General features: G+C 67.3%; 13 protein-coding genes. 6 read left to right on the top strand and 7 right to left on the bottom strand.

Annotated elements, in window-relative coordinates:
- Window positions 1-136: 136 nt before the first annotated feature.
- The 5 genes from SOM26_RS04730 (at window position 137) to SOM26_RS04710 (ending at window position 5815) form a co-directional block, all read left to right on the top strand.
- Window positions 137-982 (top strand): sulfurtransferase, encoded by an 846-nt coding sequence (locus SOM26_RS04730; protein ID WP_320451584.1) that lies wholly within the window; start codon window positions 137-139, stop codon window positions 980-982.
- A gap of 5 nt (window positions 983-987) precedes the next feature.
- A complete protein-coding gene (gene metC / locus SOM26_RS04725) occupies window positions 988-2184 on the top strand; it encodes a cystathionine beta-lyase (RefSeq protein WP_320451583.1) in 1197 nt (398 codons plus the stop codon).
- Complete coding sequence (locus SOM26_RS04720; RefSeq protein ID WP_320451582.1) at window positions 2181-3473, top strand: mechanosensitive ion channel family protein; 1293 nt, start codon at window positions 2181-2183, stop codon at window positions 3471-3473. The genes metC and SOM26_RS04720 overlap by 4 nt, the downstream gene beginning before the upstream one ends.
- 199 nt (window positions 3474-3672) lie before the next feature.
- The gene (locus tag SOM26_RS04715) at window positions 3673-4512 is read left to right on the top strand and encodes a TorF family putative porin (RefSeq protein WP_320451581.1); all 840 of its coding nucleotides are present in this window, start codon (window positions 3673-3675) and stop codon (window positions 4510-4512) included.
- 157 nt (window positions 4513-4669) lie between these two features.
- Window positions 4670-5815, top strand: coding sequence for an energy transducer TonB (locus SOM26_RS04710; protein ID WP_320451580.1), 1146 nt, complete (start codon window positions 4670-4672; stop codon window positions 5813-5815).
- 341 nt (window positions 5816-6156) lie between these two features.
- Here the strand turns inward: SOM26_RS04710 and SOM26_RS04705 are convergent, their stop codons facing one another.
- From SOM26_RS04705 to SOM26_RS04675, 7 genes are all read right to left on the bottom strand, one after another.
- On the bottom strand, window positions 6157-6570 hold the full coding sequence (locus SOM26_RS04705; protein WP_320451579.1) for a DUF3035 domain-containing protein: 414 nt from the start codon (window positions 6568-6570) through the stop codon (window positions 6157-6159).
- On the bottom strand, window positions 6563-7069 hold the full coding sequence (gene lspA, locus SOM26_RS04700; protein WP_320451578.1) for a signal peptidase II: 507 nt from the start codon (window positions 7067-7069) through the stop codon (window positions 6563-6565). The genes SOM26_RS04705 and lspA overlap by 8 nt, the downstream gene beginning before the upstream one ends.
- Entirely contained in the window at window positions 7062-9893 is a 2832-nt protein-coding gene (ileS, locus tag SOM26_RS04695) for an isoleucine--tRNA ligase (protein WP_320451577.1), read from the bottom strand. Before ileS ends, lspA begins: the two co-directional genes overlap by 8 nt.
- A 35-nt stretch (window positions 9894-9928) precedes the next feature.
- Complete coding sequence (locus tag SOM26_RS04690) at window positions 9929-10879, bottom strand: bifunctional riboflavin kinase/FAD synthetase (RefSeq protein WP_320451576.1); 951 nt, start codon at window positions 10877-10879, stop codon at window positions 9929-9931.
- A gap of 32 nt (window positions 10880-10911) precedes the next feature.
- The gene (locus SOM26_RS04685) at window positions 10912-11940 is read right to left on the bottom strand and encodes a GGDEF domain-containing protein (protein ID WP_320451575.1); all 1029 of its coding nucleotides are present in this window, start codon (window positions 11938-11940) and stop codon (window positions 10912-10914) included.
- A gap of 148 nt (window positions 11941-12088) precedes the next feature.
- Window positions 12089-12565: a dihydrofolate reductase gene (locus SOM26_RS04680; protein WP_320451574.1), complete on the bottom strand. Its 477-nt coding sequence runs from the start codon at window positions 12563-12565 to the stop codon at window positions 12089-12091.
- Window positions 12562-13356: a thymidylate synthase gene (locus SOM26_RS04675; RefSeq protein ID WP_320451573.1), complete on the bottom strand. Its 795-nt coding sequence runs from the start codon at window positions 13354-13356 to the stop codon at window positions 12562-12564. Before SOM26_RS04675 ends, SOM26_RS04680 begins: the two co-directional genes overlap by 4 nt.
- Before the next feature lie 100 nt (window positions 13357-13456).
- Between SOM26_RS04675 and SOM26_RS04670 the strand changes: the two genes are divergently transcribed.
- On the top strand, window positions 13457-13849 hold the full coding sequence (locus tag SOM26_RS04670) for a JAB domain-containing protein (RefSeq protein WP_320451572.1): 393 nt from the start codon (window positions 13457-13459) through the stop codon (window positions 13847-13849).
- Window positions 13850-13905: the final 56 nt, after the last annotated feature.

The raw sequence follows: 13905 nt of genomic DNA, 5'->3' as shown, positions 1-13905 counted from the left end.
CGCAAGCGACGGTCTCGGTGAGCCCCCTGCCCTCCCCAAGCCCCTCCCGCCTGCGGGAGGGGCTTGATAGAGCCTCGGCTTGCGACCCCGGCCCCAACGCGCCTAGGTACGGACCCACCGACCCAGGGGACCCAAGATGCCGCCACTCCTACGCCCGGAAGACCTTGCCGCGATCATGGGGGACGACGACGTCCGCATCGTCGACGTCACCTACTTCCTCGACGACCCCAGCGGCGAGCGGGCCCGTATAACCTATGAGACGGCCCATATTCCCGGCGCCCGATTCCTGCCGCTGCCATCGCTGGCCGATCCGGAAAGCGATCTGCCGATGACCGTGCCTCAATCGGATGCCTTCGCGCATATGATGAGCAGGGCCGGTATCGGCCACGCCGATCGAATCGTGATCTATGACAATGCGCCCTCCCACTGCTCGACACGCTTGTGGTGGCTGCTGACTTTGTTCGGCGCCGAGTCTGTCGCTTTGCTCGACGGGGGGCTCGGGGCATGGCAGAACGCTGGCTTGCCGGTCGAGCGAGGGGTTCCAGAGGCGTGCGCGACGCCGGGGCTGTTTATCGCCCATGTCGACCTCACCCGCGTGCGCAGCCTGCGCGAAGTCCGTGACCATGTCGAGGCGGGCGATGCTCAGATCGTCGACGCCCGCTCGCCCGGCCGCTTCGCCGGGGCCGAGCCCGAGCCGCGCCCCGGTGTCGAGCCCGGCCATATTCCCGGTGCGCTGAACCTGCCCTATTCCAGGCTGTTCGAGGACGATGGCCGCTGGAAATCCCCTGACGCCATCGCCGCCGAATTTGCCGCCGCCGGCGTCGATCCGACCAAGCCGATGGTCGCCACCTGCGGCTCGGGCGTCACGGCGTGCGTCCTGGCCTTCGGGGCGGAGCGGATCGGCGGGATGATGCCGGTCTATGACGGCAGCTGGACCGAATGGGGTTCCGACCCCAGCACCCCCAAAGCGAAAGACGTTTGACCGCGATGACCGACAACGACCTGCCCATCAAGCCCGCCACCCGTCTGGTCCAGGCGGGCCGCCGCGCGGAATGGACGAAGGGCGTGGTCAACGTCCCCGTCTGGCGTGGCTCGACGGTGCTGTACGACAATGTCGCGCATATGCGCGCCACCGGTGCGGGCGACCTGCACGAAAAGCTGTTCTACGGCCGCAAGGGCCTGCCGACCCAATGGTCGCTGGCGGACGCGCTGACCAACCTGGAGCCCGGTGCGGAAGCGACGTTCCTTTATCCGTCCGGCGTGGCGGCGATCGCGGCGGCGCTGCTGTCGGTGCTGTCGCCGGGCGACGAGCTGCTGCTGGTCGACAGCGCCTATGACCCGACGCGCGGGCTGGCGACCGGATTGCTGGCCCGCATGGGGATCACGACGCGCTTCTACGACCCGCTGGTGGGGGCCGGGATCGCCGAGCTGATCGGTCCGGCGACCAAGGTCATCTTCCTCGAAAGCCCCGGCTCGCTCAGCTTCGAGGTGCAGGATATTCCCGCCATCGTCGCCGTCGCCAAGCAGCATGGCATCACCACGATCCTCGACAATACCTGGGCGACGCCGCTGTTCTTCCCGGCGATCGGGAAGGGCGTCGACCTGACCGTGCTGGCCTGCACCAAATATGTGGTCGGCCACTCCGACGCGATGCTGGGATCGGTGACGGCCGCCCCCTCGCACTGGGCGGCGCTCCGCGACACCAGTTTCCAGCTGGGCCAGGTGGCCAGCCCCGACGACGCCTATCTGGGCAGTCGGGGCCTGCGCACCATGGGCGTCCGCCTTGCCCATCACCAGCAGAGCGCGCTGACCATCGCGAAATGGCTTGGCGAGCAGCCGGGCGTGGCACAGGTGCTGCACCCCGCCCTGCCCTCCTGCCCCGGCCATGAGATTTTCGCGCGCGACTTCCTGGGGTCGAGCGGGCTGTTCGCCTTCGCTCTCGACGGTGGTAACGACGCGGCCCGCACCGCGATGCTCGACGGGCTGGCGCATTTCGGCCTGGGGTTCAGCTGGGGCGGCTATGAGAGCTTGGCGATCCCCGCCGACCCGCACCGCTATCGCAGCGTCACCAAGCGCGCGTTCGCCGGGCCGCTGGTCCGCTTGCAGATCGGCCTGGAGGACACCGACGACCTGATCGCCGATCTCGACCGGGGCCTCGCCCGCTTCCGGGCCGCGCGCGGATGACCTTGTTCGAATGGCTTCAGGCGAGCGGCATCGAACTGCCGACCCGTGCCGAGGCCATAGAGGCGGCGATTGCCTGCGCCCTGACGCTCGTCATGCTGGCGGGCGGCGTGCTGGCGGGGCGCAGGCTGGGACCGCGCCTCGTCGCCATGATGCAGCGATTCGCGATCGGCCAGGGCGACACGCTGCACGCCCGCATCTGCGCGATCACCCGGCACCTGACCGCCGGGCTGCTGCTGCTGACGCTGGGCGAGCTATGGCCCTGGGAGCCGCTGGGCGGGTTTCCGATCGGGCTGGCGCTGGGCCTGTCGGTCGCCAAGGCGGGGTTCCAGCTGCTGCGCGGGCTGGGCCTGGCGCGCTGGCTGGCCTGGGTGTTCGCGAGCGTCTGCTTCGTCGCGCTCTTCAGCCGCGAGATCGGCGGGCTGGGCCCCGTCACCCGGCTGGCCGAGCAGATCGGCTTCACCGTCGGCAGCCGACGCTTCTCGGTCATGCTGCTGGTCACGATGCTCGTCACCGTGGTCGCCATCCTGGCGCTGACCCGCGCGGTCACGCGGATCACCGAACAGTGGATCGGCCACGCACGTGGCCTCGACCCGACGCAGAAGCTGCTGGCGCAAAAGCTGGCTAGCATCGGCATCGTCGTCATCGCCTTCTTTTTCGCGATCGACCTGCTCGACATCGACCTGACCAGCCTGGCGCTGTTTTCGGGCGGCTTCGGCCTGGCGATCGGGTTCGGCCTGCAGAAGACGATCGGCAACCTGATCGCGGGCATCATCCTGCTGATGGACCGGTCGATCAAGCCGGGCGACGTCATCGCGCTGCGCGAGGAAATCGGCTGGGTGAACAAGATCGGCGTGCGCGCCGTCTCGATCATCACCCGCGACGGCAAGGAACATCTGATTCCCAACGAGAATCTGATGACGCAGGAGGTCGAGAACTGGTCCTATTCTGACCGCAACGTGCGGGTCCGCATCCCCGTCTCGATCGCCTATGACGCCGACCTGAAGCTTGCCCAGGAACTGATGCTGCGCGCCGCCCGCGAATCGCCGCGCGTGCTGAAGAGTCCCAAGCCCAATGTCTGGCTGATGAGCTTTGGCGAGCATTCGCTCCAGCACGAGATACTGGCCTGGATCAGCGACCCCGAAAGCGGTGTCGGCAATGTCCGGTCGGACGTGCTCAACCGGCTGTGGTTCCTCTTCAAGGACCATGGCATCGGCCTGCCCTATCCGCAGCGCGACATCCATATCCGCTCACTGCCGGGCACCGAGCGCCACGGCAATCTTGGCACCTGACCTGTGCCCGGCGCGCAACATCGCGTCACCGAAAAGTCATCATGGGTTAGATTATGCTTGTGCAGCGCACCATGCGCTGCCATTCCCTTGGGCCTCGCAACGGCAGACGGTTCGCCGGGTTTCACCCGACATGACAGAAGCCGCACCGGTTGCGGGAATGCAGGTGAGAACATCGAATTTCCGGTTTGGAAGGGAAACGATGCGCTTCTCCACACTTCTCCTCAGCGGCCTTTCGCTGGTTGCCGCCACGCCCGCCTTCGCGCAGGACAGCGGTGCCACCGACACCGCGCCGCCTTCGGCGATCACGGTCAGCGGTAGCGCGGCCATCCTGACCGACTATCGCCTGCGCGGCGTGTCGCAGACCAACAAGAATGCCGCCGTCCAGGCCGCGTTGACGGTCTCGCACGAGAGCGGCTTCTACATCGGCACCTTCGCGTCGAACCTGGCGGGCTGGGGCACGTTCGGCGGCGCCAATATGGAGCTGGACGGCATTGCCGGGTACAAGCACACCTATGGCAACGCGACCGCCGATGTCGGCGTCACCTGGTACACCTATCCGGGTGGTGCTTCTGAGACCGACGTCGTCGAATTCTTCGGCCGCGTGTCGGGCACGGCGGGCCCCGCGACGCTGACCGCCGGTGCCTATTACGCGCCCAAGCAGACCTCGCTCGGCAATTTCTCGAACACTTCGTTCAGCCGTGGCCAGCGTTGGGACAATATCTACCTGACCGGCGACGGCGCGGCGGCCATTCCGAACACGCCGATCACCGCCAAGGCGCATATCGGCTATTCGAAGGGCAATCCGGGCCTGGGCCCCAACGGCACCAGCCTGTCGCCGACCGGCAGCTATTGGGACTGGTCGCTGGGCGCCGATGTCGCGGTGTACAAGAACCTGACCTTCAACGTCTCGTACATCGACACCGACATCACCCGCGCCAAGGCGGCCTATATCCAGCCGAACTTCTCGCAGGGCCAGGTGGCCGGCGGCGCGCCGATTTCGGATGCGACGGTGGTCTTCTCGCTGACCGCCGCCTTCTAAAAGGTACATAGCCTTTCGGGGATGAAGGGGCGGTGCCGGCGACGGTGCCGCCCTTTTCATTCCGCAAAAAACCGGCTCGCTTCCTTGGCCCGGCCGCCATAGGCTGGCATTCGGATCGGCAACCCCGCCGATAGCGTCTGTCCCTCCGGAGCGCGCGATGATCCGATTTCCGCACCTGACCGCCCTGCTGGCCCTACCCATCGTCTCGGGTTCGCCCGTCGCCGCCCGACCGGTCCAAGCCGTCGCGCCGCCACCCCCGCCGATCGTCAGCGTGTCCGACGCGCGCACGCTGTTGCGCTGGGAGCCGGGCGAGGCGCGGTGCGACGGTGCCGTCGTCAACGCGCAGATGATTCGTCGGCCCTGGAACCAGTTGGGCTGGAGCTCCGGCCCGGACACGCGCGACGTCAGCCTGCGCTTCGCGATCGACGCCAGCGGCCGCCCCGTCTCGATCACGCGCGAGACCAAGGGCCCCGTCCCCTTCGGCGAGGACCTAGCGCCCGCGCTGACCGCCAGCCGTTTTGCCGCGCAGGCACCGCACACGAACTGCACGATCACCTATACCATGCGCCAGAGTCCGCTCGCCGGGGCGCCCCTGGACGAGTTGATGGCCTATTCGGTCCATCCCTTGTCGGGGCGACTGCCGGATACGGGGTGGGAGCGGATTCGGCAGGGCGCGGGCGACTGCATGGAAAACCCCCAGCCACAGCCGCTGGAACGGCATTTCCCGGACTTCGCCGCCATCCCCGCGACACCCGGTGCGCGCGACTGGTCGATGATCCGCTACGACGTGGACGCCGCGGGCAAGGTGAAGGGCGCGAGCGTGCTGACCGGGACCGGCAACCGCGCGCTCGATGCCGCCGGAGTGAAGGCGATCCGCGCCTCCCGCTTTACCAAGGGCGCGCGGTCGGGGTGCCTCTATCCCTATTGGAAGGAGGCGGCGACACTGCCCGCGCCCGACATGCCCGAGGCGATCCGGACCGCCAAGGTCGAGGGCAACTGCCCCGACAAGCATGGCTGGGCCGTACCGCCGCAGCTGCGCTTTCCCGAACCCTATCGCCGCCGCGCGATCGAGGGGTGGGCGGTGATCCGCTATGACGTCGCCCCCTGGGGCGAGACGGGCAACTGGACGGTGATCGAGGCCCAGCCCTCGGCCGATTTCGGCGACCAGGCGATCGCGATGCTGCGGGCCGCACGACTGCCCGCGACGACGCAAGGGTTTACCGGCTGCGTCGACCGGGTGCGCTTCGCGATGGGCCCCGCCACCGGGGGCCGGGGCGGCGAAGGCGGGGTGCCAACGTCGTAAAAAGGGACTGTTCCTTCCCTGTAAGGGGAGGTGGCAGGCCGCGGGCCTGACGGAGGGGTGTCGCCGGTAGAGTTTGATCCAGCCAAGCGAAAGCACCACCCCGGCGGAGGCCGGGGTCCAGTGGGGAATGAGGTTGTGATGATCCAATGCGCTTCATCGCTGAAGCCTTCGCAACTGGCCCCCGGCCTCCGCCGGGGTGGTAAGGCAAGAGTTCAGGGCAGGTGGATCACACTCTAGCGAGGTGCCCCTCCGTCAGCCTTCCTTGCACAGGACGTCCCCAAAGAAAAAGGGCCGGTCGGGCGATCCGCCCCCGGCCCTTTTCCCAAATCGACGTGAGACGCTTACTTGGTCGCGGCGCGTGCGTCCTGGCCATCGCCCTCGGGAGCGGCGACGATGTCGCGGGTGGTCGCACCCTTGTCGACGACGTTCGTGGCGGGATCGCCGACCGAGGAGCGGATGCCCGCATCGGCGGTGTCCGCCCCGGCATTCTGGACCAGGCCATATTCCGACTGGCTGCGCGCCGCCTGACCGCCGAACAGCGCATCGAGCGTCTGCTGCTGACCGCCGCGCGTCTGCACCGGGGCCGCACCCGGCTGGGGCGGGACGAGCGCGAAGTCGGGCGGGATGATGAGCGAGGGCTGCCGCGCGACGGCGAACTCGTCGGGACGATCGCGATCGAGACCGCGCCCGGCCCCACATCCCGTCAGCAACGCGGCGCAGGACAGACCTGCGATGACGGGCACCAACTTACGCATTGCTCTTCTCCACGGGAGCGGGCCGGTCGCGCACGAGAAGCGCGCGCGCCAGCAGAACCAGAACGCCTATCGTAATCGCTGCATCAGCGACATTGAAGACCAAAAAGGGACGCCACTCGCCGAAGTGCAGATCGGCGAAGTCGACGACATAGCCGAAACGCACCCGGTCGAGAATATTGCCCAGCGCCCCGCCCAGCACACAGCCCAGCGCGACCTGGTCGACCGGGTTGCGCTCGCGCGTCATCCAGAAGGCCACCGCCAGCGCGATCGCCCCGGTCATCGCGACCAGCGCCCAGCGCGAGGCGTTGCTGTCGGCGGTGAGCAGACCCAGCGAAATGCCGTAATTGGGCACGAAGCGCAGGTTGAAGATCGGCAGGATCTCCCGCACGTCACCCAGCGCGCGCAGGCCCATCGGCCCGGTGATCGCCCATTTGATGATCTGGTCGACCAGGAACAGCGCCAGCGCCGTCGCCAGGCCCCGCCGGGGCAGATTACCCATGAGCGACCACCTGGGCACAGCGCCCGCACAGCTCACCATCCGCCGCGACATCGGGCAGGTGACGCCAGCAGCGGCCGCATTTGTGCTTGGTCGTCCGGGTCACCGAGACCGTGTCGGCCATGCTCACATCGGCGACGATGAACGCCTCGGCCAGCGCGTGCGGCTCGAGCGGCAGCGACGGCACCGTCACCTCGGCCTCGTTGGACGAGCGCACGGTCTTTTCGCGGCGCAGCGGCTCGATCGCCTCGGTCACCTGGGCGCGCAAGGAGCGGATCTCGGTCCAGCGCGCCATCAGTGCCTCGTCCTCGCCCAGCTGCGGCAGTTCCGGCCATTCGAGCAGATGGACCGAGCCATCCTCCGACGGGAAGCGCGACTGCCACACTTCCTCGGCGGTGAAGCACAGGATCGGCGCGGCATAGCGGACCAGCGCGTGGAACAGGATGTCGAGCACGGTGCGATAGCTGCGACGCTTCGGATCGGTCGCGGCGTCGCAGTACAGCGAGTCCTTGCGGATATCGAAGAAAAAGGCCGACAGGTCCTCGTTCGCGAAATCGGTCAGCGCGCGCAGGTAGCGATTGAACTCATAGGCGTCGGCCGCACGGCGCAGCTCGGTATCGAGCGCGGTCAGACGCGCCAGGACATAACGCTCCAGCTCGGGCATCGCGTCGAACGAGATGCGCTCCTCCTCGCCGAACCCGTCGAGCGCGCCCAGCATGTAGCGGAAGGTGTTGCGCAGCTTGCGATAGCTGTCCGAGGCGGTGGCGAGCACCTCCTTGCCGATGCGCACATCTTCGAAATAATCGGTCGAGGCGGTCCAGATGCGCAGGATGTCTGCGCCCGACTCGCCGATGATCTTCAGCGGATCTACGACATTGCCCAGCGACTTGGACATTTTCCGCCCCTGCCCGTCGAGCGCGAAGCCGTGGGTCAACACCGCGTCATACGGTGCCCGGCCGCGCGTGCCGCAGGATTCGAGCAGCGACGACTGGAACCAGCCGCGATGCTGGTCCGAGCCTTCGAGGTACAGGTTCGCACGCGTACCTTCGCCGTAGCGTGCCTCGATCACGAAGGCATGGGTCGAACCGGAGTCGAACCACACGTCGAGGATGTCGTTGACCGGCTCATAATCGGCCACATTGTAGTCGGGGCCGAGCAGCGCCTGGTGATCGGCGGTGAACCACGCATCCGCCCCGCCTGCGCGGAAGGCGTCAAGGATGCGGGCGTTGACCGCCTTGTCGGTCAGATACTCACCGGTCTGGCGGTTCACATACAGCGCGATCGGCACACCCCAGGCGCGCTGGCGGCTGATGACCCAATCGGGACGTCCCTCGACCATCGCGCGGATGCGGTTGCGGCTGCGCTCGGGCACCCAACGGGTGCGTTCGATCGCATCGAGCGCGGTCTGGCGCAGCGTCGCGCCATTGCCCAGCGGCAACGCCATCGGCGCGGCGATGCCGGTGATCGGGTCGATGCTGGCCATCGCCATGGCGGGCTCCAGCGTCGCATCGGCGCGGTCCATCGGGATGAACCATTGCGGCGTGGCGCGGAAGATCACCTTCGCCTTGGACCGCCAGCTATGCGGATAGCTGTGCTGGAAATCGTCCGAGGCGGACAACAGCGCGCCGACCTCGCGCAGGTCCGAGCAGATCGGGCCGTCGGCGGCGACGAACTTCTTGTTGATGACGCTGCCCTGGCCGCCCAACCACGCCCAGTCGGGACGATAGGTGCCGTCACCCTGCACCGCGAAGACCGGGTCGATGCCGTTGGCCTTGCACAGCAGGAAGTCGTCCTCGCCATGATCGGGGGCCATATGGACCAGACCCGTACCCGCCTCGGTCGTGACGAACTCGCCTGCCAGGAACGGACGGGGCTTGGCGAAGAAGCCACCCAGCGCGTGCATCGGATGATGCGCGGTCGCGCCCTCCAGCACCGGGCCCTTCACCAGCGCGAGGAAGCCCTTCATCGCAATGCCGGTGCGCTTGGTAAAGGCAGGCAGCAGCGGTTCCGCAACGAGGTAGCGACGGCCGTCGCACTCGAAATGCAGATAGTCGATCGCCTCGCCATAGCTCAGCGCCTGGTTGACCGGGATCGTCCAGGGCGTGGTGGTCCAGATGACCGCCAGCGCGCCGACCAGATCGGGATATTCGGGGCAGGATATGATCTCGAACCCGACATCGATCTGGGTCGAGACGATATCCTCATATTCGACCTCGGCCTCGGCCAGCGCGGTCTTTTCGACCGGCGACCACATGACCGGCTTGGCACCGCGATAGAGCTGGCCCGATTCGGCGAACTTCAGCAGTTCGCCCGCGATCACCGCCTCGGCGTCATAGGTCATGGTCAGATAGGGGTTGGCCCAGTCACCCATGATGCCCAGCCGCTCAAACTGCGCCTTTTGCGTGCCGACCCAGGTGTCGGCATAGGCACGGCACTCGGCGCGGAACTGCGCGACGGGCACCTCGTCCTTGTTCAGCTTCTTGGCGCGATACGCCTCCTCGACCTTCCACTCGATCGGCAGGCCGTGACAGTCCCAGCCCGGGACATAGGGGGCGTCCTTGCCCAGCAAGGTCTGCGAACGGACGATGATGTCCTTCAGCACCTTGTTGAGGGCATGGCCCATGTGGATGTCGCCATTCGCATAGGGCGGGCCGTCGTGCAGGATGAACCGCTCACGCCCCTCGCGCTCGCGGCGCAGGCGGTCGTACAGCCCCATCCGGGCCCAGCGATCCAGGATCGCCGGTTCCTTGGCGGCAAGCCCCGCCTTCATGGGGAAATCGGTCTTCGGCAGGAAGACGGTGTCGCGGTAATCGGGCGCGTCGCTCATAGGGGACAGGCCCTTAGCGACTTTAGGTTAACACGTCATGCCGGATTATGCGCCGCCGGTATGCGGGCGAGTATGTCCCGCGCACGTGCGCAGTCGGCGTCCATCTGCGTGATCAAAGCATCGAGCGAGTCGAACTTCGCCTCGGGCCGCAGATAGGCGATCAGCTCGACCGACAGGCGTTGTCCGTACAAGTCGCCGCCGAAGTCGAAGAAATGCGGCTCCAGCAATTCCTTGGGCGGGTCGAACTGGGGCCGGATGCCCAGATTGGCGGCACCGTCGAGCACCCGCCCATTGTCCAGGGTCCCGCGCACCGCATAGATGCCATAAGCGGGGCGCAGATATTGGCGCATGTCCAGATTGGCGGTCGGATAACCGATGGTGCGGCCCAGCTTGTCGCCATGCTGCACCACCCCTTCGATCGCGAACGGCCGGGTCAGCAGCCGCGCCGCCGTCTCGGGGTCGCCCACGGTCAGGGCGGTGCGGATACGGCTGGACGAGATCGTCTCGCCGTCCAGCATGACGGGCGCGACCGCATCGGTCGAAAAACCGTGTACCCGCCCCCAGGCGCGCAGCGCGTTCACGTCGCCGCTGCGCGCGCGGCCGAAGGTGAAGTCCTCGCCCGTGACCACGCCGCCGACCCGCAGGCTGCCCAACAAGCGTTGCCGGACGAAATCCTCCGCCGACAGGGCGGCCAGTTCGGCGTCGAAGCCGAACACCACCATCGCATCCACCCCAGCCGCGGCGAACAGCCGTTCGCGCTGGTCGAGCGTGGTCAGGCGGAAGGACGCGGCGTCGGGCCGGAAATAGCGGATGGGATGCGGATCGAAAGTGGCGACCAGCGCGGGCCGCCCTTCGGCACGCGCACGGGCGACGGCGGCACCGACCACCGCCTGATGCCCCAGATGGAAACCATCGAAATTGCCCAGCGCGACGATCCCGCCCGCCAGATGCGCCGGGATGGGCCCCGCGCCGTCAACACGCTGCATGGGCCGCGCTATAACAGGCCGCGCCGAATTGGCTAGGCGCGCGACAGCACGCGATTGCCGATCCCCTCGACCGCCAGCTGGCGCAGCGACTCGGCCTTATGAAAGGTTTCCTCCATCGGCACGCCGATGCCGACCGCGACACCGCCCGACATGGTCACCACGCCGATCGGCTCGCCCGATCCGCGCAGGCGCAACGTACGAGCCTGCATCGCGCCACGCGCATCCTCGATCATGCCCGTCACCATCGACAGCGGCCGCCCGCGCATCACGATGACGAACAAATTGCCCTGCCAGCGGACGATCTCGGCCCCCTCGCAGGTCTGTCGCAACGTGGCGACGAAGGCGCGCAGGACATTGTCGGCGACCGGGCGTCCGTAACGATCGTTGATGCCGTCCAGATCGTCCAGGCTGCACGCCGCGACGACATAGCCATGCGGATCGCTGGCCAGCGACTCCACCAGCGCGCGGGCACCATGGCGGCTCGTCACCCCGGTCAGCTGGTCAACATCGTCATTCTGCGGCACCGCGTCGATGCGCGTGCGCAACGCCGCGACATTGCCCGCCAGCTCTTCCAGATCGCGCTCGGTCTTGGAGATGCGCGCGATCAGCTGTTCCAGCAGCAGCGCCACCGCCCCCGCATCGGGGCCCAGGTCGTTGCTGCCGCGATGCGCGTGGGACAGGGCCGCGACCTGGGTGGTAAAGCCGCTGGTGATCTGGCGCGCATCGAAGGTCAGCGATTCCAGCTGTTCGGCCTGGTCGCCCAGCTCGCGCGCCATCTGCGTCCGGTCGTGTCGCCGCTCGGTCGTCTCATGCTCGCGGACCAGCGGCACCAGGTCGCGGACGTCCTGCTCGGTCAGGCGGATGCCGCCATCGGTCCGCCGCGCCACTTCCAGCCCGAGCGGGCCATAAGGATGCAGCACCGCCTGGAGCGCCATCGCATAGCTGTTGGTGGTCCGCGCCAAGCGGTGGCTGTCGAGGAAGGTCAGCGCCTCTCGACTAGCGTCGAAAAGACCGGGGGGGTCGATGCTCGGCCGACTCTGCCCCTCGGATTCCCAATCCATGACCATTCTCGCCCGATCCGCTCGCCAGAGGAACAGGGTCTGATGCCGCTTTCCTCGTTTTGACGAACCTTACGGCCCTTCGACAGGCAAATGAAGATCAGACGAGGACAAAATTTTCAGAATATTGTTAATGCGTTTTAGCATCGCCTCAGAAGCGTTGGCGTAGCAACGTCACAAAGGAATAGGCCGGGCGACCATCCTGTGCGGGATGATGCTTGCGCGCAACTTCGCGCCAGCCATGAAAAGGCGCGACGATCGTGTCGCCCTCGGGAGCCGCCTCGACCTCGGTCAGTTCGAGGCGGTCGGCACGGTCGCGGAATAGATCGAAGATTTCCGCTCCCCCGATGACGAACACCTCGCCCTCGCCCGCCAGTGCCAGCGCCGCATCCCTGTCGTGGACGACCTCCGCGCCTGCGGCCTGCCAATCGCGGTCGCGGGTCAGGACGATGTGCGGCCGCCCGGGCAACGGCGCGGGGAAGCTGTCGAAGGTCTTGCGGCCCATGATCATCGGCCGCCCCATGGTCAGCGCCTTGAACCGCTTCAGATCGGCGGGCAGGTGCCAGGGCAGGCCGCCGTCGCGGCCGATCACCCCGTTCGTCGCGCGGGCGAGGATCAGGACGATCATATCGCGACCGGCGCCTTGATATGGGGTTGCGCGACATAGTCGTGCAGCACGAAATCCTCCGGCTCGTAACCGTCGATCGCGGGCGGGCGGCGCAGGATTTCCAGGCGCGGCAGCGCGCCGGGCTCGCGGCCCAGCTGGGTCTGCGCCTGCTCCAGATGGTTGAGGTACAGATGGCAGTCGCCGCCGGTCCAGATAAACTCGCCCACCTCCAGCTCGCATTGCTGCGCCAGCATGTGCGTCAGGAGCGCATAGGACGCGATGTTGAACGGCACGCCCAGGAAGATGTCGGCCGAGCGCTGATAAAGCTGCAACGACAGGCGGCCGTTCGCGACATGGGTCTGGAACAGGCAGTGGCACGGGGCCAGCGCCATGGCGTGCAGATCGCCGGGGTTCCACGCCGACACGATCTGGCGGCGCGAGGCGGGCTGGGTGCGGATCTGCTCGACCAGCTCGGCGATCTGGTCGATATGGCGGCCGTCCGCGGTCGCCCAGTCGCGCCACTGCTTGCCATAGACGGGGCCGAGATCGCCCTGCTCGTCGGCCCATTCGTCCCAGATGCTCACCCGGTGCTCCTGCAGCCAGCGAACATTGGTGTCGCCGCGCAGGAACCACAACAGCTCGACGATGATCGAGCGCAGGTGGAGCTTCTTGGTGGTCAGGACCGGAAAGCCCTTGGCCAGATCGAATCGCATCTGATGGCCGAAGACCGACAGCGTGCCGGTGCCGGTCCGGTCCATCTGGCGGACGCCCTGGGTCAGCACCCGGTCCATGAGGTCGAGATATTGCCGCATGGCCCGGCCCTAGCGCCGTGCGCCGTCCGCGCCAAGCAAATGGAACGGAAACGAACCTCGCCGGACGTGCATCGGTTCACGACGCACGGCAGGACTGGTCGTGTCCCGCTTACCCCATCCCACCCTGTCGGTTCAGACGCGTCAGGATGCGCTGAACCTGTTCGGCGGACTGGATCGCGGCGCGCAGGAGGCGATGGCAATCGCCTATCTGGGTTCGGAACGGATGCTGTTGGGCTTGCGCCATGTCGCGGGGCGCGGTGATTCGGTGACGGTCCCGGTCGCGCGGATCGCCCGCGACGCGATCCTGCTGGGGGCCGGCGCGGTGCTGATCGCGCACAACCACCCCGATGGCGACCCCCGCCCCAGTGCCGCCGACCTGGCGCTGACCCGGCGGCTGGCGCAGGGCTTGGCGGCGCTGGACATGGTACTGCTCGACCATTTGATCCTGGCGGACAGCAAGGTCGTCAGCCTGCGGGAAATGGGGTTGGTGTGAAAAGCCCCTCCTTCCGCCAGCGGGAGGGGCGTGCCCGGGGTGAGCGCCTGCGACGA

Origin of the sequence: Sphingomonas sp. CFBP8993, from assembly GCF_034044895.1 — a bacterium.
Lineage (GTDB): Bacteria > Pseudomonadota > Alphaproteobacteria > Sphingomonadales > Sphingomonadaceae > Sphingomonas.
Note: the sequence above shows the minus strand (reverse complement) of the source record. Positions and strands in the feature narration are given on the sequence as shown.